Raw genomic sequence first — 18,596 nt, 5'->3', positions numbered from 1 at the left:
CGGCTTAACGCTGTACTCGATGTCCGCTTCTTGGCCGAAAGCGGACGCTTAGTTTTCAACACCTCCGCCCACCGCCGCCCTTCTCCACCGCGCCGGCGTCACTCCCATGTGCTGCTTGAACGCCCGCTGGAACGCCGCCTCCGATTGATAGCCGACCGCTTCCGCCACCGCCCCAGTGGACTGGTTCGCCTTGCGCAACTCGCTGGCGGCGAGCGTCATGCGGATGTCGGTGAGCAGTTCGCTGGCGGAGCGGCCGAGGCTGTCGTTGAACAGGCGTACCAGGGTGGCGCGTGAGACGTTGCACAGGCGCGCGAGCGCGGGCAGCGTCCAGGGATGGGCGGGGCGTTCGAACATGGCGGTGATGGCCGGGGCGAGGCGCGGGTTGCCGGCGAGGGCGAGCAGGCCGGCGGGGGCGTCGCCCGATTCGCTGGAAAGGCGCAGCGCGAGCGCGAACAGCGCGGTGGAGAGGGCGTTGAGCATCGCGTGGCCGCCGAGGTGTTCGGCGGCCGATTCGGTGCGCATCAGCGTGACCAGGCTGGCGACCTGCGCGGCGGTGGCGCCGGGTGCGCCCTGCCCTGCGCTTGCGCGCGCCACCAAACGTGAAGGCAGGTAGCTGCGCAGCAGGCGTTCGTGCGGGGCGGCGAGGACGAAGTGGCCGCACAGCATGTCCAGCCGTTCGCCGCTGCCGGCGTTCTCGCTGAAGGTGAGGTTGAGGCCGGCGCGCTCACGCGCGGGCACCGGCCTGGCGCCGCTGCCGTCGTGCAGGGTGTGCGCGCCGCCCTGGGCGATGAGCAGGATGTCGCCGGGGGCGAGGTGTTGCGGCGGGCCGCCGGTGGGGTCTTCGAGCACGGCCGAGCCGGCGAGTACGACGTGGTAGGGGATCTCGCCGGGCGCGGCCGACGCCTGGTCGATGCGCCACGGTGCGCCGTAGTAGCAGCGCAGGTCGAGCCGGCCGCGCACCGGCGTCATCTCCAGCAGGCGGCTGAGCCAATCCATCGGTGGGGACATGTTGCGGGCTCCGCTTGGAGACGAATGAGCATGAATGCGAGCGCTTGCGACATTAACAGGCTCACATCCGCTCCGTACAGTGGCTCCACGTCCAACCGACGAAGGAGCCCGCCATGTCACGCATTGCCATCCACCCGCTCGAATCCGCCGCCGGTGCCGCCGCGGCGGTGTATGCCCGGATCACGCAGGCCGTGGGTCGCGTGCCCAACTGTTTCGCTGCCATCGGCCAGCTTCGGCCCGCGGCGCTCAAGGCGATGCTGCAGCTCGACGGCGTACTGGCCGCCGGGTCGCTGAGCCGGCAGGACCAGGAGACGGTGAAGCTGGTGGCCAGCGAGGCCGCCGGCTGCGACTACTGCATCACGGCGCACAGCCTGCTCGGCGCGCTCACCGGCCTGGAGGCACCGACGCTGCGGCGGATCCGCAGCGGCCTGCGCACCGGCGATGCACGGCGCGACGCGCTGGTGCGTTTCGTGCGCCGGCTCGCGCACTCGCGCGGCACGCTGGCCGAGGCCGAGGTGGCCGCGGTCCGCGCCGCCGGCTTCAGTGACGCGCAGCTGGTGGAAATCAGCCTGGCGGTGGCCGTGGCGACCTTCACCAACACCTTCAACCGCATCAACGACACCGAGATCGACCTCCCATCGCCCGCCTCGGCGGCGGGCGCCCTCCCCTTTTCGACAATCGCTTGAGGAAACGACGATGAACGCACTGGTGAACGCACTGGCCCGCACCGGCCTGCTGAAGAACGACCTGGACTACCACGTGGTCCGCGCCTCGATGGTGGTGATGTTCTTTTTCTTCGGCTACCAGAAGTGGTGGGACTACGAGGCGCAGACGCTGATTCCCTTCATCAGCAATGGACCGCTGATCGCCTGGATGTACCCGGCCTTCGGCATTCGGGGCGCGAGCTGGTTCCTGGGCGTGGCCGAGTGGCTGTTTGGCGCGCTGCTGCTGGGCGGTTTCTGGAGCAAGCGGCTGGGCGTGCTGGGCGCGGCCGGCTCGGTGGTCACCTTCGTCATGACGGTCACCATCATTCCGTTCATGCCCGGCGGCTGGGCCGAGTCGGCGGGCGGCTTCCCGGCGATGGTGGGCAACGTGCCGTTCCTGATGAAGGACGTGGTGCTGCTGGCGGTGTCGGTATACCTGCTGCGGCAGGACGTGCTGCGGCTGCGCGCGAGCCAGGCGTAACCCACGGGAGCGGGGCCGGATGCGGCCCCGCTCCGCATGCACGCAGGCCTCAGGAAAACTTGCCGATCAGCTCGTGCAGCCGATCGCATCGTCAGCATCCTCGCCCGCGAGGCGACCGAACCGATTCACGGCACCGAAAGCGAACTGCTGTTGCGGCACCCGATGTGCGTCTATGCCTTGGGCGTGCTGTCCGGCCAGGGCAAGCAGCCTTCGGCGCAGTGCGGTTCTTCGTTCGACGCGATGTTCCACTGACAGGTCGCCGGCCAGCCACGGCCCGCTGCCAGCGCACATGTAACCGGCCGCGCGTGCGCGGCGAAAGGTCCCGCATGGAGACACTCATCAACCGTTGCCGGCACCTGCTGCCCGCCCTGCGCTACCACTGGTACGCCATTCCCCTGCGCCTGATCGTTGGCTTCGGCTTCATGGAGCATGGCTACGCCAAGCTCGCCCGGGGACCGGATTCGTTCACCGGCATCCTGCACGCGCTGGGCATGCCCGCGCCTTCGCTGCTTGCGTGGGCGACGGTGCTGATCGAGCTGATCGGGGGACTGGCTGTGCTGGTGGGCGCGTTCATTCCTCTGGTCAGCATCCCGATGGCGATCGTGCTGCTGGTCGCCATGTTCTCGGTACACCTGCCTTATGGCTTCAGCTCGATCAAGCTGCAGGCGGTGACGGCGGCCGGTGCGCATTTCGGCCAGCCCGGGTACGAGACGGATCTGCTTTACCTGGCCGGGCTTGCGGCGCTGGTGCTGGGTGGCAGCGGGCCGTGGGCGCTCGATCGGTGGCTCATGCGCCGACGCTGAAGCCGGATGCGGCAGCCGCGCAGCCCTTGTCGCACCCGCTCGGCGGAGCGTCCATCTCCCACCGGATTGCGGGCGCGGCTGTCTTGGACGCACGGCTGCCGAATTGCTTGCGCGGGCGCAACAACCGCCACCGGGGGTGATGCACGGCAACAGCCACAGCTGGCGAACAGTGGCGCTTGACACAGTGGCTCTCAGAGAGCATAACCGCTCAACGTTTGTTTAAACGGTTATTCATCGATCACACGAGGAGCGCCAGCCATGAGCATCCGTTATCGCACCGCCAAAGTAGACGGCCTTGATATCGCCTATCGCGAGGCCGGAAACGCGAACGCCCCCACGTTGTTGTTGCTGCATGGCTTTCCCAGCGCCGGCCATATGTTCCGCGACCTGATTTCGGCGCTGGCCGACACATACCACCTGGTCGCGCCGGACCTTCCCGGTTTCGGGCGGTCGTCGATGCCCGACCGCACCCGCTTCAAGTACACCTTCGACCGGCTGGCCGAGGTGATCGGCAAGTTCACCGAGGTCCTGGGGCTGGAGAAGTTCGCGATGTACGTGTTCGACTATGGCGCGCCGGTCGGCTTCCGCCTTGCCCTCCAGCATCCGGAACGCATCACGGCGATCATCAGCCAGAACGGCAACGCCTACGAGGAGGGGCTCAGCGAAGGCTGGGCTCCCATCCAGGCCTACTGGAAAGATCCGAGCGACAGCAACCGCCAGGCGTTGCGCAGTTTCCTGGAGCCGGGGACGACCCAGTGGCAATACACCCATGGCGTTGCCGACACGTCGGCGGTATCCCCGGACGGCTATTCGCTGGACAATTTCTACCTGGCGCGCCCCGGCGCCGACGAAGTCCAGTTGGACCTGCTGCTGGACTACGCGTCGAACGTGGCGATGTATCCGCAGTTCCACGCCTACTTCAAGGAACATCAGCCGCCGATTCTTGCTGTCTGGGGGAAAAACGACCCGTTCTTCCTTCCGCCGGGCGCGGAGGCGTTCAAGCGTGATGTGCCGGGCGCGGTCGTCGAATTCCTGGATACCGGCCATTTCGCCCTGGAAACCCACGCTGCCGAGATCGCGCAGGCCATCGCGAACTTCCTGCCGGCACATGCGTCGGCGACCAAGCGCGCGGCCGCGCAGGCTTGAATGCCGAGCCTGCCCATTGGCCGGGCGCGATGCCGACGGCCGCATGAGGCGGCATGGTTTCGCGGCGCCGGCGATCGGCGTCGCGGAACCATCCCTACCCCGCCCGCGGCCGCTTGCCGGCTCGCTCGCGGTGGGCGGCCTGTTTGGCACGGTTGCCGCATATCGCCATGGAGCACCAGCGGCGTGCGCGGCTGCGGGTCCGGTCGACGAACAGGAGCGTGCAGCTGTGGCCCTGGCAAGCCTTCACGTCAGCGAAATCGTCAGTGGTGACCAATTCGCCGATCGCTTCGGCGATGGGTAGCAAAAGGCTGTCGGGAGAGCGCCATCGCCGGCCGGGTTCCCACGCCAGTCCCGCGACCGGTTTTCCCGAGTCGGGATCGCGCCGGACGACCACCTGGCCGAACCCCTCGTCGCGCGCAAGGATCCGGTTCAACGGGGCGAGCTCGGCCACTGCCGCCTGCGTGAGCGTGCGCCCCATGTGCTTCAGCACGAAGCCGCGGAACCATTCGCGCAAAGCCCTGGCCTGGGTGGCCAGCGCATCCAGCTCACCCGGACCTGCGCTCGTGCGGAACGCTTCCAGGACGTCTGCAGGCACCAGGTCGACGTGCCGTAGCCAGGAGAGCAGGCCCTCGCCATCCGCCAGCCAGTCCACCGGCGTATCGACCGGTGTCGCCAGTGAGTTCAGGAAGTCCAGGCCAACGGAGTCGGCCAGCAGCATCGGCGGTTGCGCTGCGGTTGTCATTTCATTTCCGGAACCCGGTTGCCATGGCGCCCATTCTCGACCAGATAACCATATGAATACCACTGCACGAGTTATCGAGAAGGCATGCTTGCGCCCGTTGTCGCCGGTCGGACGGGCGCCTGGACTGAAGTCCACCCGGTCATGCGCGGATGGCGGAGGCGGTCGGCGCCCTCCACCGCCTCCGGTCAGGCCATCGCGGCCCGGGCCGCCTCGGTCAGCCACTGCATGGCGCCGCGCCAGGGACCCGGGCCGTGGCTGATGCGGGCGACGCCCAGTTCGGCCAGGCGCGCGCGGCCGGGGAGGCCGGGCATGACCATGACGTTTACCGGCAGCGGGGAGGCTTCGGCCAGGCGGGCGATCAGGGCTTCGGCGATCACGCCCGGCACAAACAGGCCGCTCGCGCCGGCATCGGCGTAGGCGCGGGCGCGCTGCAGGGCGTCGTCCACCATGGCCATGTCATGCGCTTCGGCCGGCTTCTGGAAGAACACGTCGGTGCGCGCATTGATGAACAGCGCCACGCCGGACTTGCCCGCCGCCTGGCGTGCGGCGGCGAGGCGCCCAGCCTGCCCGGCCGGGTCGCGCAGGCGACCGTTGGCGGGGAAACTGTCTTCCAGGTTGCAGCCGACGGCGCCAGTTTCCAGCGCGGCGGCGACGGTGGCCGCCACCTGTTCGGGTGCATCGCCGTAGCCGCTTTCCAGGTCCACGGTCACCGGTTGCGGCACGGCGGCGACGAGGCGTCGCAGGTTGTCCAGGGCGAGGGCGAAGGGCATCTGCTCGCCGTCGGCGAAGCCTTGGGCGCCGGCGACCGACCAGCTTCCGGTGCCGATCGCCGCGGCACCGGCTTCGGCGACGGCGCGCGCGCTGCCGGCGTCCCAGGCATTGAACAGCACCAGCGGCTGGCCGCGCACATGCAGGGCATGGAACTGTCGTGCTTTCTCGTTTTGCGTGGTCACTCGAATCTCCGGGGTGGGTGGGGAATCAATCGATCCGGACGGCCAGATGGCTGGCCAGTGCGGTGAGGAAGTCGCGTGCGTCGAATGCCGCGCCGGCGGGAAGCGCGCCCGTCCCACGGACCGCGCCCTGCAGGATGCGCTCGAGCGCCTCCACGACCAAGGGTGCACTGACCGCGTAGATGTCCTGGCCGCTGGCTTGCGCGCGGCGCCGTTCGCCGCCGCGGCGCACCCGCACGTCCATCGCGAAGCGTTGCGCCGAGCATCCCGAGGCATCGCTCGCCAGCGGAGGCGGCGTCGTCGGGTCGCGGATATCTTCAAGCGAGCCGCGGTTGATATAGGAGATCAGCTCTCGCGTCTTCAGGTGGCGGGCGATGGTGACCACCTCGGACAAGGTCATGGCCACCATGGCCTGGTCGCCGAACGGTGGCCCGAACGACCACTCGCGGGCCAGCGGCGCACCGGGCAGCAACGCGAGTTCTCCTTCCGACACGACGAGCCGCGGGTAATGGTTGCGCTGGCTGGTCAAACGCGTGCCCATGGTGAGGTGCCAGCTGTCCAGCGCCACGGCGACCTCGATCGCATCCACCTCGAGCCAGTCGCCGGCCGCCGCCGTCGCCAGCAGGTCGGCCAGGCCGCCGTAGAAAGCCATCGCCGGCAGCACGACCACGCCGGCACGGGCGGCATCCTGCGCGTGGCGCTCGAACACGTCCTGCACCGCTCGTTGTTCGGCGGTCAGGTCCAGATAATGGATGCCCGCGCGCAGGGCCGCCTCGATGACCGGCGCGCCGGTGTCGAGGAACGGGCTGGCGCAGTTGATCACCGCCACCGCGCCCGACAGCGCGCGATCCAGCGACGCCGCGTCGCCCACCGATGCCTGCCGACGCGGCAACGAGGAACAGGCCTGCGCCATCGCCGCCAGCTTGCCTTCGTCACGCCCGCAGAGGATCGGCCGGTAGCCGCGCCGGCACAGTTCATCCACCACGAAGCGGGCGGTGTGCCCGTAGGCGCCGAACACGGCGACAGCCGGCTTGTCGCCCATCACCGGACCTCCCCTGCCCTCCGCGGATGCACCGCAGGGCCAGTGCGATGTTCCAGATGGACGCCTCGGCCAACTTCATCGAACCGCGCCCTGGCAGGAACGCAATTGTGCGTGACCGCCCGCGCACCGTGCCGGGCCGTGCTCATGGCGATTCCGAGGACTTTCCTGCGTTGGATCATGTTGTCTGCTCCCGGCGCCGCCCTGTTTTTGCGACGCGTCTGCTTTACCGCCGTTCCGGAGAACGGCGATCCAATAGCCATGTTCGAACCCGATGGAGTGCGGCGGGATTCGCCGCCTGGGACCGCGCGGCCCGGCCGCAGCCGGACCGCCCGTCACGACTGGTCAGCGCTGCTGCGATGCCGTCGCGGAGGCATACGCCTCCTTCAGCTTCACGGCGCATTCGTCGCAGCACACCTCGACCACCTGCCCGCCAACCTTCACCTGGATCGCGTTGTCGTCCAGTTCGTAGTCGCAGGCCGCGCAGGTTCGCTTGCTCATGTCAGTTCTCCGGTGAGTCTCGAAACATCCGGACCTCATTCCCGAGGAAGCGGGAAATCGATCCTCCACGACTCCCTGGGCTTCACTCGCGGGATGCGAGCGCGAAGGCAAGTCGACCCCGGGCCGGGGTGGAGACAGTAGACCGCCAGCGGCGCCCGGCCGCTGTCGAAAACTTTAGCGATCAGCGATGCAGTGCGAGCTGCCGGAATTCGCTGGGCGTGCGGCCGTACATCTTCTGGAACGCCGCGGTGAAGTGGCTGTGGCTGGAGAAGCCCAGGTCCACGCCGAGCGCGGCGAGATCCTCGTAGTCGCGCAACAGGTCCAGCGCGCGCGCCAGCCGCAGCCGCAACTGGTAGCGGTACAGCGGCACGCCTTCTACCTGGTGGAAGCTCTGGGTGAGATAGACCGCCGACACGCCGACTTCCGCCGCCACCTCGGCCAGCGTCCAGCGACGCGCCAGGTCGCGCGCCAGCACCACCTTGGCGCGGTCGACCAGTCGCTGGCGGCCCTGGCTGGCGCCGGCCGCATGCGTGGTGCGCGGCGCCAGCGCGCGGTGCGCGAGGGTCAGCGCCAGGCTTTCGCCTTCCAGCGGCTCGGCAACGCCCTCGCGCAACGAGTGGCGCAACAGCGCGACCAGCACCTGCGCGCGCGGATCGATGCGCAGCCGCGTCTGCACGAAGCGCAGTGGCTCGCCCGGGCGCAGCAGCGCGTCGGGCGCGATCTCGCGCAGCAGGACCTCGTCCATCGTCATCGACAGGCTGGCATCGCCGCCCGGGTTCGGATGGCTGATCTGGTAATCCTCGCCGGCGTTGAAGAACAGCACCTGGCTGGCATCGGCCACCGCGTCATCCGTGCCGACGTGGCGCACGTAAGTGCCGCGGTAGGGAAATACCAGCTGCGTGCGGCTGGCGCGCTCGACCGCGCTCCGGTGCCGGCAACTGCCCGCGCAGACGACGTCGCGCAGCTCGACCAGTGGCGTAGTGAGCAGCGTATGGACCTGGAAATCCGGATGGGTCGCCGACATGCCGGCATTATGGCCGCCGGGCGGGGCTTGCGTTGATGTCGGAGCATCGCCCACGAGGGGGCTTCTACAAGGAGATGTCCAGGACGTTCAGGCCGCCTCTTCCAGCGCCAGCGCCGGCGGCAGTCCGAAGCCGAACGAATCCATCGACAGCACGCCGTAGGTCATGCCACCGGCAATCTTCCGCGTCGAGTCGTCAACCGCGCTGGCGCCCAGCGCCACCAGCAGCGGCAGGTAGTGCTCCTCGGTGGGATGGGCGCGCGAGGCGAACGGCGCGCGGCGGCGGTAATCGACCAGCGCCTCGACGTCGCGCCGCTGCATCGCATCCGCGACCCAATCGGCGAAGGCCTGCGCGTACTCCGGATCGGCGATGTGCTGGCGGAATTCGAAAAGGTTGTGGGTCAGGCTGCCCGAGCCGACCACCAGCACGCCGCGCTCGCGCAGCGGAGCCAGTGTCTGGCCCAGACGCAACGCGCCGGCCGCATCGATGCCGTGCGGCAACGACACCTGCAGCACTGGCACGTCGGCGTGCGGCTTGAGGTAACGCAGCGGCACCCAGGCGCCATGGTCCAGTCCGCGGGCCGGATCGATGCTGGCGTCAAAGCCGGCCCGGCGCAGCAGCCCGAGCGTTTCAGAGGCCAGTTCCGGGGCACCCTGCGCGGGGTACTGCAACGCATACAGCGGCGCGGGGAAACCCCCGAAATCGTGGATGGTTTCCAGCATCGCGGCACCGGTGATGCGCACGCCGCGGGTCTGCCAGTGTGGCGAGACCACCACGATCGCGTGCAACTGCGGCATGGCGGCGCCGACCTGCGCGAGGTTCGGGCCGAGCAGCCCCGGCTCGAGCGCGAACATCGGCGAACCATGGGAGACAAACAGGGAAGGGGCGCGGGACATGTCAGCTCCAGGCCGCGGGCACGATGCCCGCGGCAGATCGAAGGTGGAATCAATAGGCCGGCGTGCGGCGGCGGTCGGCCAGGCGAGCTTCGATGCTCAGCGCGCCCGGCCCATGGGCAGCCAGCATCAGGAAGCCGCCGGCGATGGCGAAGTTCTTCAGGAACATGATCTGCTGCACCTGGTCGCCCAGGTTGGCGTGGAACACCAGCGCCGCGACGATCGAAAAGCCGGCCAGCGCGAACGCCACCCAGCGCGTGAACACGCCAGCCAGGATCGCCAGGCCGCCGCCGAGCTCCAGCAAAATCACCAGCGGCAGCAGCATCCCGGGCACGCCCATGGCCTCCATGTAACCCTGCGTGGCCGAGTAGCCTGCCATCTTGCCCCAGCCGGAAAGAATGAAGATCGACGCCAGGCCCAGGCGGCCGAGCAGCGGGAGAAGTGCGTTCATGGGAAAGCTCCTGTCGGATGTCGGAATGAGGCGCTGGCGCCGGACCGGATCGTTGTCCGCCCTGCCCCACGCCATGCCGACACTCTATTAATTCGACAGGAGCGGATAAACACGCCATAGAATGACTAACTGTCTACAAAATCGAGACAATCCATGCTCGACCTGCAGCAGCTCAACAGCTTCCTGGCCGTGGTACGCGCCGGCAGCTTCGTCGGCGCGGCGGAGGCCATCGGCCTGTCCAAGGCCGCCGTCTCCCGCCACGTGGCCGAGCTGGAGGAACGCCTGGGCGTGCGGCTGCTGCACCGGACCACCCGCAGGCTATCGCTGACCGACGATGGCCAGCGCTTCCACGCCCGCGCCGGCGAACTGGTCGCGGCGCTGGACGAACTGGAAACCGAAACCGCCTCCCGCGGCGGCGAGGCCACCGGTCTGCTGCGCGTCAACGCCCCGCTGACCTTCGGCAACCTGCACCTGGCGCCGCTGTGGCCCCGCTTTACCGCCGCCCACCCCAAGGTCTCGCTCGACATCACGCTCAACGACCGCGTGGTCGACCTGGTCGAAGAGGGCTACGACCTGGCCGTGCGCATCACCAACCTGCCCAACTCGCAACTGGTCAGCCGCCGCCTGGCCACCACCCGCATCGTGCTGTGCGCTTCGCCCGGCTACCTCGCCACCCACGGCACCCCGGCCCACCCGCGCGAACTGGCCCACCACCAGGTGCTGGCCTACAGCTACTGGACCGGTGGCGACGACTGGCGCTTCCACGGCCCCGAGGGCGAAGTCAGCGTGCGCGTGAACCCGCGCATCCGCACCAACAGCGGCGACACCTGCCGCGCCGCGGCGCTGGAGGACCAGGGCATCGTGCTGCAGCCGGATTTCCTGATCGGCCCCGACCTCGAACAAGGCAACCTGGTCGAAGTGCTGCCGGACTACCGCTCGATCGAGCTGGGCATCCACGTGGTGTACGCCACACGCAAGCACCTGCCGATGAAGACGCGCAGGCTGGTGGATTTTCTGGTCGAGGCATTCAGGCGGCCGGGTTGGTGAGTGTGGCCAGGGGCATCGTTGGTCGCACTCGCCCCGCCGTCTGCTTTCGACCCTGGGGAGTCGTCCGGCGTCTCGATCCGGCTGCCGCAAAGCCGTCGGCAGGAACTCTTCCCACGTTCGGCATGCGCGGTTTCGGTTCGCAGCGGCATAGGGCCCACGTGCGATTTGTGCCCGTGGGGTCACCCTCTTGCAACTCACCTGTGCGCGTCCTACAGTGAACCATATGGTTCACTATCAAGCCCGCCTGGACACAACGTTCGCCGCGCTCTCCGATATCACCCGCCGCGGCGTACTGGAGCGGCTCGGAGATTCAGACGCCTCGATCACCGACCTCGCCCAACGATTCCGCATGACCCTCACGGGCATGAAGAAGCACGTCAGCGTCCTGGAGCAGGCGGGGCTCGTGACCACGGAGAAGGTCGGGCGTGTACGGACCTGCAAGCTCGGACCGCGCCGGCTGGAAGAAGAGGCCGCCTGGATCGAGCGGCACCGCCAGCTCTGGAGCGCACGCTTTGACGCGTTGGACGAGCTTGTCGAACACCTGAAAAGCAAGGAGAAGGCAGATGCCCAGCGCAAAAGACGGTAGTCCCACCGCCATGAGCCGCACGGCCGTGGAACGCAAGTCCGACCGCGAACTCGTCGTGACCCGAACATTCAATGCCCCGGCGCACATCGTGTTCGAGGCGTGGAGCAAACCGGAGTTGTTCAAGCTCTGGTGGGTTCCGAAGTCGGCTGGCCTGTCGTTGCTGTCGTGCGACATGGATGTGCGCACCGGTGGCGCGTATCGCCTCGTGTTCCGCCATCCGATTTCCGATCAACCGATGGCGTTCTTCGGCACGTACAGGGAAGTAACGCCGCCCAAGCTGATCGTGTGGACGAACGAAGAAAGCGATCAGGGCGCCGTGACCACGGTGACGTTCGAAGAGGATGTCGGCAGGACGCGGGTCACCCTGCACGAGCTCTACCCCACGAAAGCGGCCCTCGACGAAGCCCTCGCCGGCTCGGCCGAAGCCCTGCCCGAACAGTTCGCGCAGCTGGATGAGTTGCTCGCCGACAGATCGTGACCACGCCGCGGCGGCTCGTGCTCGTGTCCGCGGCGATGGCGCAGGACGGGTTCTATCCGGAGGGGGTAGAGGCCTTCAAGCAGTTGGAGGGCAACGCAGCCACGTTCGGCCCTGGCGTCAAGGCATCGCCGTTGGGGCAGGCCTATCCCGATGTCGATCGGACCAACCTCTTCAGCAAGGTCGGTGACCTGACCAAACGCCCCTTCGACTGGAGCGCCGACGTCGCCAGGCCTCAGCCACGCACACTCGTCGAACGCTTCCTCGTATCCGCGTTGAAGGCAGTAGGTTAGGGTCCGCGAGCGCTCGCAAGAGCCACCAGAGCACGTCGGCCGCTACCGGACCCGAAGCGGCAGCCCTGGGCGAGCCTCGCAACAAACTCTTCCAGGCGTTGTCGATTTTCGGCCCTCAAGTTCGTCGTCAGTGCATTCCCCCACCTGAAGGATTTCCGTGAAATACCTCGGCCTTGCCTACTTCACCCCTGAAAAGTTCGCCGCGATCGCGCCAGAGGACGTCAAGGCATTGGTGAGCCAGTGCCCGGCGCTGGACGAGAAGATGCGCGCCACCGGCAAGCTTCTGGTCTCCGCGTCGCTTGGCGATCTGGATCGCTGGAAAACGCTTCGCCCGCGCAACGGCAAGACGCATGTCAGCGACGGGCCTTACACCGAGTCGAAGGAAGTGGTCGGCGGCCTGTTCATCATCGAGGCGGACAGCCACGACGAGGCACTGCACATCGCATCCATGCACCCGGCCGCCACGCTGGGCGAAGAAGGTGGATGGGCCGTCGAACTCATCCCCATGGACTTCTACCTGTCCCAGTAAAAGTTTGGCGCCCGCCTCTTGAGGTAGCCGACATCACCGATGGCACCCTCGCCCGGCAATGGTCCAGCGCAGACGGGTGTGCACCGGTCGGCGCTCCTTCGTCGTTGCGCTGGACTCCTTTGCACGCACTCGCCCGAGCATCGCGAGCGGATCGGCGTAGCCGGTGTGCCTGCTGATGGTTCGCAAGAAGTTTCGCAGAGCGGGCTGGGCGGTGTTATGCGGAGCCGTGACAAATGCAGACCTAGCATCCGCGCGCAGGGGATCAGGGAGAATTCATCATGAAATTCTTGCGGCTCGCGCGTCGCATCGTCGCCGCGTCGTTGCTTGTCCCCGCCCTTGCCGCGTTCGCATCCCAGGGAAGCCGGACACCCGCACAGCCGCTGCAAATTGGCACAACGGGCGTGGCCACCGTGACGCCTGGCCTGCCTGTTCCGGCAGGCGCGCCCTGCGTGGTGAACCTGTTCCAGAACCTGGGCGTGGCGGAGATGAGCCCCTCCAGCTATGTCTATGCCCCGCCTTCGGGCTGCCTGGGGCCGTGGTCGAAAGTCATCCTGCAGGTTGGCGTCACCGAGTCGCCGGACGGCTCATATGAGGACGCGACCAACGCCTACATCCGTCTGGGAAACATCCCACTCTTCGAAGGCGGCCTGGCCATGGCCAGGCAGCCCACGCCGGCAAGCTGGCAGGTCGAGCGCGACGTCACCGATCTCGCCCCGCTCCTGATCCGCGCGCACAAGGGCCAGGCCGGCCTGGTCCCGGAACAGACCTATTGGTACAACGAGATGAGTGTGGATGCCACGCTGAGCGCGCGGCTGCTCTTTTATCCGGCCTCTTCCCGCACGCCCGCGTCGAAGACGCCCGACAGCGTGTATCCGGTGACCCGGAACTCGCTGATCACGCTTCCACACAACATCGTTCGCGCCTATCTGGACGTCTATAACGCGCGGCCCTGGTGGTTCACCTGCGCTTCCGACCAGGAAGCCTACAACTCGGAATTGCCCTTCTTTTCGTCGCTGGCGCCGGGCGGTGCGCAGCAGCTCGGCATCTTCGCGCCGGGCCAGGGATGCGCCGGCAGCAGCTTCGAGGAAATACTGGTTCGCGTCGATGGCGTGGCCGCCGGCATCGCCCCGGTCTTTCCGGCCCTGTCCGCCGACCTCAACAATTATTTCCCGAGGACGCTCAACGCCCCGGTGCAGCCGCCCCAGATGCTCAACCACGTTCCCTATCGCGTGGACCTGACCCCGTTCGCCCCGTATCTCAACCGGACAGGCAAGCACCGGATTGAACTCAGCCTGCCCGCGAACGCCTATCTGCTGGTCTACCTCGACAAGGGATCAACGATGGTCAACGGCTTCGTGACGGTCAATACGTTGAATGGAGAGAGGACGCTCCCGCTCATCAACGACACCGTCCGGAAGAATGGCGACTCGGGCACGGTACGCGCATCGACACGCCTCGATCACGATTTCGACATCGAGGGCTACATGATGACTTCCCGCGGCCGGGTCGATACCAGCGTCCACCAGATCAGCCATTTCCTCAACACGCAGGTGTTCTATTTCGACGGCCTGCAGTTTCCCGAGTACCGGCACTACCAGGAGCACTTGTGGCTGGCCAGCCAGACGCAGCAGCACAGCCGCCGCACCCGCGCGGGCGTCGTACTGCAGGATGACGTAGTCACCGCTTCCTACCCGCTGCAATGGTTCTACGACATGGACGGGTACGTCTTCGTTTCCGACGAGCCCGAAGCGGTGCCTTCGAAGGGAAGCATCAGCGTCGAGCAGCACCGCAACCTGGATGCGTCGTACCTCAAAGGCGGCTTCGGCACCTACACCAGCCGCGTGCGCGACAACTTCGTCTCCAGCCACACGCGCGACCTTCGGGTGAACCAGGACCGCAGCTGGAAGAGCCAGGCCGCGTACCGCTTCGGCGACAGCCAGGGAAGCTGCTACCAGTCCGCGCTGACCGCACTCAACGGCGCGGTGTCCACCGAAGCCCAGGGCGTCGGATGCACGGACGGGCAGAACCGCCTGCGCTGGCACGACCATCCGGACGGTTCCCCTGACAGCCTCGGCTGGGTCCACTGAACCGTTTCCCGAGGCGCCCGAAAGGCGCCTCCTTTTTTCAGGCGTCGAGAGCTCCCATGGTGGCTCCTGGCCGGAAGCGGACGTTCGACCGCGCGATCAACCGCGCCATCGAAAGGGACTTTGACAAGCGCACACTTCGCCGCTTCAGCTCGCTCTGTCAGTAATGCGCACGTGAGCATCTGCGACGTGGAATCCGTGGACAGCGATGTCGTCGGCGCATGCCTTTGAATCGAGATCGGGGAAGGCTCGGCCGCGATCCCGCTCAGCGGATCTGAAATAGGACGGACCACGGTGCAAATCGTGCTGGCAGATTCGCCCCCGTTCCACTTTTCGTAACGCCAAACACGCGTGCCGGACCTCGAAAAATATGTAGCGGCACTCGTCTACCCCAACCGTGGCGAAGGGGCATTCGCTTGAAAGCGACAGCGGACTGCCGGCCTCATCTTTTCTCTACCGAGGCCTGGCCTGAACGCACTGGCGGGCTGGTCGGCTAGAGCGATGGGAGCTGTGCCCGGACCGTCCTAAATGCCGCGTTCGTGCGACTCGACCACTAACCCAGGCCATCTGAGGCCGGCATCCCCGCATGTGGCTTGCCTCAGTCCAACGCCCGTTAGCAGCTCCCGCTGGCACAACAAGGGCTGCGCGGTCGAACGGCGTCATTGGCCGGTTGGGCCAAGGGACGCGAGGCGTGGACTGCGGCTGGCTCGGTGACCGCTGCTGCCGCGGACACCGCCCGCGCCTGGACGGCCCCTTTTCGCTCGCTGTAGCGGTCAACCAGGTAGTCGCTGCGGTCGCGCACCAGCAAGGTGAACTTGAACAGCTCTTCCATCACGTCCACCACCCGGTCGTAGAACGCTGAGGATTTCATCCGGCCGTGTTCGTCGAACTCCTGCCAGGCCTTGGCCACCGACGACTGGTTCGGGATGGTCACCATGCGCATCCACCGGCCCAGCACGCGCAGAGCGTTGACCACATTGAATGACTGAGAGCCGCCGCACACCTGCATGACCGCCAGGGTGCGCCCCTGGGTCGGCCGCACGCTGCCGTCCTCGAGCGGCAACCAGTCGATCTGATTCTTGAATACTCCGGTGATCGTGCCGTGCCGCTCCGGACTCACCCACACCTGTCCTTCGGACCACAGCGACAGTGCCCGCAGTTCCTGCACCTTCGGGTGGGTCGCCGGCACGCTATCGAGTATCGGCAAGTCGTGCGGATCAAACACCCGGGTGTCGGCGCCGAACCGCCGAAGGATGCGTTCGGCTTCCAGCGCGAGCTTGCGGCTGAAGGATTGGGGTCGCAGCGAGCCGTACAGGATCAAGATGCGCGGGGGATGGTCAGCCCCCGTCGAAAGGGACAGTTTCGCCAGGCTCGGCGTATCCAACAGCCTGGAATCGATGTGCGGCAGCTCTTCTGTCATGGCGGATTCTGGCCTTGCACTGGTCATATAATTCGATGAATATAGAAATATAGAAACAAAACCGCAACCGCAGGGTGCCGACCTGCCACCCACGTCCGGTTGCCCTCCCAGCTGCACCAACCGCTCACCGAAAACCGCCATGAATCCGTGCCGTGTCCTTTTCATCTGTACTGGCAACTCGGCCCGCAGCATCCTGTCCGAAGCCACACTCAACCATCTGGGCAAGAGCCGCTTCGAGGCCTACAGCGCGGGCAGCCAGCCTGCCGGCCAGGTCAACCCTTATGCGCTGGAGGAGCTTCAGTCCGCGGGCATTCCGACCGAAGGCCTCCTCAGCAAGTCGTGGGACCGCTTCAGCGAGGAAGGCGCCCCGCCGCTGGATATCGTCATCACGGTCTGCGACAACGCGGCCAACGAGGCCTGTCCGGTGCTCTTCGGCGACTTCATCAAAAGCCATTGGGGCTTGCCCGATCCAGCTGCAGCGCCGGCCCGCGGGGCCGCATTGGAAGCGTTTCGGCGAGCGCACACGCTCATCCTCTACCGCGTGGCGGCGTTGATTGAACTTCCGGTGGAAACCCTAAATCGGGAGGAGCTCAAGCAGGCGCTGGACCGTATCGGCACGATCACCGATGAAGACGAGGACAAGGCATGAGTCAGGTGTCCCTGCCGGCAGGCGAGGCCTGTGCCAGCTCCCCAGTCGGCAACCGTATCGGCACCTTCGAGCGCTACCTGACCGCTTGGGTGTTGCTATGCATCGTGGCCGGCACTCTGCTGGGACACCTGCTTCCCGGCACCTTCGCGGCGCTGGGGGGCATGGAAGTGGCGCATGTCAACGTGCCGGTGGCGGTACTTATCTGGCTGATGATCGTCCCCATGCTGCTGAAGATCGACTTTGGCGCCCTTGGCGGCGTGCGCCGGCAATGGAAAGGCATCGGCGTCACGCTCTTCATCAACTGGGCGGTGAAGCCCTTCTCGATGGCGTTGCTGGGCTGGATCTTCATCCGCCACGTCTTTGCCGCCTGGTTGCCAGCCGACCAACTGGATTCGTACGTGGCCGGACTCATCCTGCTGGCGGCAGCGCCGTGCACGGCGATGGTGTTCGTGTGGAGCAACCTGTGCAACGGCGAGCCCAACTTCACGCTAAGCCAGGTCGCGTTGAACGACGCGATCATGGTGGTGGCCTTCGCGCCGATCGTGGGTCTACTGCTGGGCATTTCGGCGATCACCGTGCCGTGGAACACCCTCATCCTGTCAGTAGTGCTCTATATCCTTGTGCCAGTCTTGTTCGGCGCCGTGGCGCGTCGAGCAGTACTGGCACGCGGCGGCCCCCAGGCGTTGGAGCGCTTGTTGGCGCGGCTGGGGCCGCTGTCCCTGGGCGCCTTGCTACTGACCCTGGTGCTGCTGTTCGGCTTTCAGGGGCAGCAGATCGTCGCCCAGCCGCTGGTCATTGCGATGCTGGCGGTGCCGATCCTCATCCAGGTCTACGGCAACTCCGCATTGGCGTATCTCCTCAATCGCGCCCTCCGCGTGCCGCACTGCGTCGCCGCACCTTCGGCTCTGATTGGTGCGAGCAACTTCTTCGAACTGGCCGTGGCCACGGCCGTAGGACTCTTCGGCGTGCACTCGGGCGCCGCGCTGGCGACCGTCGTGGGGGTGCTGATCGAAGTCCCGGTGATGCTCTCGGTGGTTCGGATCGTGAGCACCAGCAAGCGCTGGTACGAAGCCCAAACGGTCTGACGGCAGCGCTTCACGCAAGGATCAGGCGTCTCTTGCAGTCGAATACAGGATCCGGCGTTTCCGTACACTGTCTCAGCCCAGCAGTTCCGAGCATCGCATGCAGACCAAACAAGCCATCACGGTACTGTCCGCCCTCGCGCAGGAATCGCGCCTGGCCGTCTATCGGCTGCTCGTTGAGCATGCCCCCGATGGCTTGGCGGCCAGCGCCATCGCGGAGCGGCTCGGGGTCGCCAATGCAACGTTGTCCTTCCACCTGAAGGAGCTGGTGCACGCTGGTCTGCTCACCAGCCGTCAGGAAGGTCGCTTCATCTTCTACGCAGTCTCCATGGACACGATGAACCGGCTGATGGGATTCCTCACCGAGAACTGTTGTGCCGCAACGGGTCGCGCCTGTGCGTCAACGACTCGAGCTGACACCGCGGCTTCCGCGACTCACTCCCGCAAGCGGATGGTTTCGTCGAGGTGAGGTAGGCGGCTGCCGAGGTTACTGAGGATGTCTGTTTTTTGGCCGGAAGCGGACGCCGGCCAAGGCATCAAAAGCGCTTTCCATGGATAGCAGGAGGACCCGCGTAATTGACGCGCAGCCCGCCCCATCGCAGCGCTCGCCGGACGTTCCAGACAGCGGGACTACAGACGTGCGCGTAGCGGTGCAGTTCGTGGCTTGATTGCCTCGGCCACCTTCGCCGCA

Annotated in this window: 23 protein-coding genes; 14 read left to right on the top strand and 9 right to left on the bottom strand. The window is 66.7% G+C overall.

The features are described 5' to 3' along the window. Positions 1-48: 48 nt before the first annotated feature. Complete coding sequence (locus OSC30_RS04770) at positions 49-1,008, bottom strand: AraC family transcriptional regulator (protein WP_267170687.1); 960 nt, start codon at positions 1,006-1,008, stop codon at positions 49-51. Positions 1,009-1,121: 113 nt separating this feature from the next. Here OSC30_RS04770 and OSC30_RS04765 point away from each other — a divergent pair, with 113 nt between their 5' ends. The 5 genes from OSC30_RS04765 to OSC30_RS04745 all read left to right on the top strand — a co-directional run bounded on the left by OSC30_RS04765 (position 1,122) and on the right by OSC30_RS04745 (position 4,142). Next, positions 1,122-1,694 carry a carboxymuconolactone decarboxylase family protein gene (locus OSC30_RS04765; RefSeq protein WP_267170686.1) on the top strand — a complete coding sequence of 191 codons (573 nt, stop codon included), beginning with the start codon at positions 1,122-1,124 and terminating at the stop codon, positions 1,692-1,694. Positions 1,695-1,704: 10 nt separating this feature from the next. Beyond that, the gene (locus tag OSC30_RS04760) at positions 1,705-2,193 is read left to right on the top strand and encodes a YkgB family protein (RefSeq protein ID WP_267170685.1); all 489 of its coding nucleotides are present in this window, start codon (positions 1,705-1,707) and stop codon (positions 2,191-2,193) included. 36 nt (positions 2,194-2,229) lie between these two features. Continuing rightward, positions 2,230-2,445 carry a hypothetical protein gene (locus tag OSC30_RS04755; protein WP_267170684.1) on the top strand — a complete coding sequence of 72 codons (216 nt, stop codon included), beginning with the start codon at positions 2,230-2,232 and terminating at the stop codon, positions 2,443-2,445. Positions 2,446-2,519: 74 nt separating this feature from the next. Beyond that, the gene (locus tag OSC30_RS04750) at positions 2,520-2,996 is read left to right on the top strand and encodes a DoxX family protein (protein WP_267170683.1); all 477 of its coding nucleotides are present in this window, start codon (positions 2,520-2,522) and stop codon (positions 2,994-2,996) included. Between the two features lie 258 nt (positions 2,997-3,254). Next, positions 3,255-4,142: an alpha/beta fold hydrolase gene (locus OSC30_RS04745; protein WP_267170682.1), complete on the top strand. Its 888-nt coding sequence runs from the start codon at positions 3,255-3,257 to the stop codon at positions 4,140-4,142. 94 nt (positions 4,143-4,236) lie between these two features. Here OSC30_RS04745 and OSC30_RS04740 read toward each other — a convergent pair whose 3' ends face one another. The 7 genes from OSC30_RS04740 to OSC30_RS04710 all read right to left on the bottom strand — a co-directional run bounded on the left by OSC30_RS04740 (position 4,237) and on the right by OSC30_RS04710 (position 9,740). Then, a complete protein-coding gene (locus tag OSC30_RS04740) occupies positions 4,237-4,884 on the bottom strand; it encodes a CGNR zinc finger domain-containing protein (protein ID WP_267170681.1) in 648 nt (215 codons plus the stop codon). 185 nt (positions 4,885-5,069) lie between these two features. Next, complete coding sequence (locus OSC30_RS04735) at positions 5,070-5,837, bottom strand: isocitrate lyase/PEP mutase family protein (RefSeq protein WP_267170680.1); 768 nt, start codon at positions 5,835-5,837, stop codon at positions 5,070-5,072. 25 nt (positions 5,838-5,862) lie between these two features. After that, positions 5,863-6,876 (bottom strand): saccharopine dehydrogenase NADP-binding domain-containing protein, encoded by a 1,014-nt coding sequence (locus OSC30_RS04730; protein WP_267170679.1) that lies wholly within the window; start codon positions 6,874-6,876, stop codon positions 5,863-5,865. 342 nt (positions 6,877-7,218) lie between these two features. Continuing rightward, a complete protein-coding gene (locus tag OSC30_RS04725) occupies positions 7,219-7,374 on the bottom strand; it encodes a hypothetical protein (protein ID WP_267170678.1) in 156 nt (51 codons plus the stop codon). A gap of 181 nt (positions 7,375-7,555) precedes the next feature. After that, the gene (locus OSC30_RS04720) at positions 7,556-8,398 is read right to left on the bottom strand and encodes a helix-turn-helix transcriptional regulator (RefSeq protein WP_267170677.1); all 843 of its coding nucleotides are present in this window, start codon (positions 8,396-8,398) and stop codon (positions 7,556-7,558) included. Positions 8,399-8,485: 87 nt separating this feature from the next. Continuing rightward, a complete protein-coding gene (locus OSC30_RS04715; protein ID WP_267170676.1) occupies positions 8,486-9,292 on the bottom strand; it encodes a dioxygenase family protein in 807 nt (268 codons plus the stop codon). 49 nt (positions 9,293-9,341) lie between these two features. Then, the gene (locus OSC30_RS04710; protein WP_267170675.1) at positions 9,342-9,740 is read right to left on the bottom strand and encodes a DoxX family protein; all 399 of its coding nucleotides are present in this window, start codon (positions 9,738-9,740) and stop codon (positions 9,342-9,344) included. 153 nt (positions 9,741-9,893) lie between these two features. On the opposite strand from OSC30_RS04710, the gene OSC30_RS04705 reads away from it, so the two are divergent. The 6 genes from OSC30_RS04705 to OSC30_RS04680 all read left to right on the top strand — a co-directional run bounded on the left by OSC30_RS04705 (position 9,894) and on the right by OSC30_RS04680 (position 14,757). Next, entirely contained in the window at positions 9,894-10,787 is an 894-nt protein-coding gene (locus tag OSC30_RS04705; RefSeq protein WP_267170674.1) for a LysR family transcriptional regulator, read from the top strand. A 223-nt stretch (positions 10,788-11,010) separates the two neighbouring features. Beyond that, on the top strand, positions 11,011-11,373 hold the full coding sequence (locus OSC30_RS04700) for an ArsR/SmtB family transcription factor (RefSeq protein ID WP_267170673.1): 363 nt from the start codon (positions 11,011-11,013) through the stop codon (positions 11,371-11,373). Next, entirely contained in the window at positions 11,351-11,851 is a 501-nt protein-coding gene (locus tag OSC30_RS04695) for an SRPBCC family protein (protein ID WP_267170672.1), read from the top strand. The genes OSC30_RS04700 and OSC30_RS04695 overlap by 23 nt, the downstream gene beginning before the upstream one ends. Further along, positions 11,848-12,141, top strand: a complete 294-nt coding sequence (locus OSC30_RS04690) for a hypothetical protein (protein WP_267170671.1) — start codon at positions 11,848-11,850, stop codon at positions 12,139-12,141. The genes OSC30_RS04695 and OSC30_RS04690 overlap by 4 nt, the downstream gene beginning before the upstream one ends. A gap of 157 nt (positions 12,142-12,298) precedes the next feature. Then, the gene (locus OSC30_RS04685; protein WP_267170670.1) at positions 12,299-12,670 is read left to right on the top strand and encodes a YciI family protein; all 372 of its coding nucleotides are present in this window, start codon (positions 12,299-12,301) and stop codon (positions 12,668-12,670) included. 287 nt (positions 12,671-12,957) lie between these two features. Beyond that, positions 12,958-14,757, top strand: coding sequence for a hypothetical protein (locus tag OSC30_RS04680; RefSeq protein ID WP_267170669.1), 1,800 nt, complete (start codon positions 12,958-12,960; stop codon positions 14,755-14,757). A 610-nt stretch (positions 14,758-15,367) separates the two neighbouring features. Here OSC30_RS04680 and arsH read toward each other — a convergent pair. Continuing rightward, positions 15,368-16,174, bottom strand: coding sequence for an arsenical resistance protein ArsH (gene arsH, locus OSC30_RS04675; protein ID WP_267170668.1), 807 nt, complete (start codon positions 16,172-16,174; stop codon positions 15,368-15,370). Positions 16,175-16,313: 139 nt separating this feature from the next. On the opposite strand from arsH, the gene OSC30_RS04670 reads away from it, so the two are divergent. The 3 genes from OSC30_RS04670 to OSC30_RS04660 all read left to right on the top strand — a co-directional run bounded on the left by OSC30_RS04670 (position 16,314) and on the right by OSC30_RS04660 (position 18,374). Further along, positions 16,314-16,823, top strand: a complete 510-nt coding sequence (locus OSC30_RS04670) for an arsenate reductase ArsC (RefSeq protein ID WP_267170667.1) — start codon at positions 16,314-16,316, stop codon at positions 16,821-16,823. Continuing rightward, positions 16,820-17,908 (top strand): ACR3 family arsenite efflux transporter, encoded by a 1,089-nt coding sequence (gene arsB / locus OSC30_RS04665; RefSeq protein ID WP_267170666.1) that lies wholly within the window; start codon positions 16,820-16,822, stop codon positions 17,906-17,908. The genes OSC30_RS04670 and arsB overlap by 4 nt, the downstream gene beginning before the upstream one ends. A 97-nt stretch (positions 17,909-18,005) precedes the next feature. Continuing rightward, entirely contained in the window at positions 18,006-18,374 is a 369-nt protein-coding gene (locus OSC30_RS04660; protein WP_267170665.1) for an ArsR/SmtB family transcription factor, read from the top strand. Positions 18,375-18,596: the final 222 nt, after the last annotated feature.

Origin of the sequence: Frateuria hangzhouensis, assembly GCF_026410505.1 — a bacterium.
GTDB classification, from domain to species: domain Bacteria; phylum Pseudomonadota; class Gammaproteobacteria; order Xanthomonadales; family Rhodanobacteraceae; genus Frateuria_A; species Frateuria_A hangzhouensis.
The sequence above is the reverse complement of the archived record's forward strand: the minus strand, read 5'-3'. Positions and strand labels throughout refer to the sequence as shown.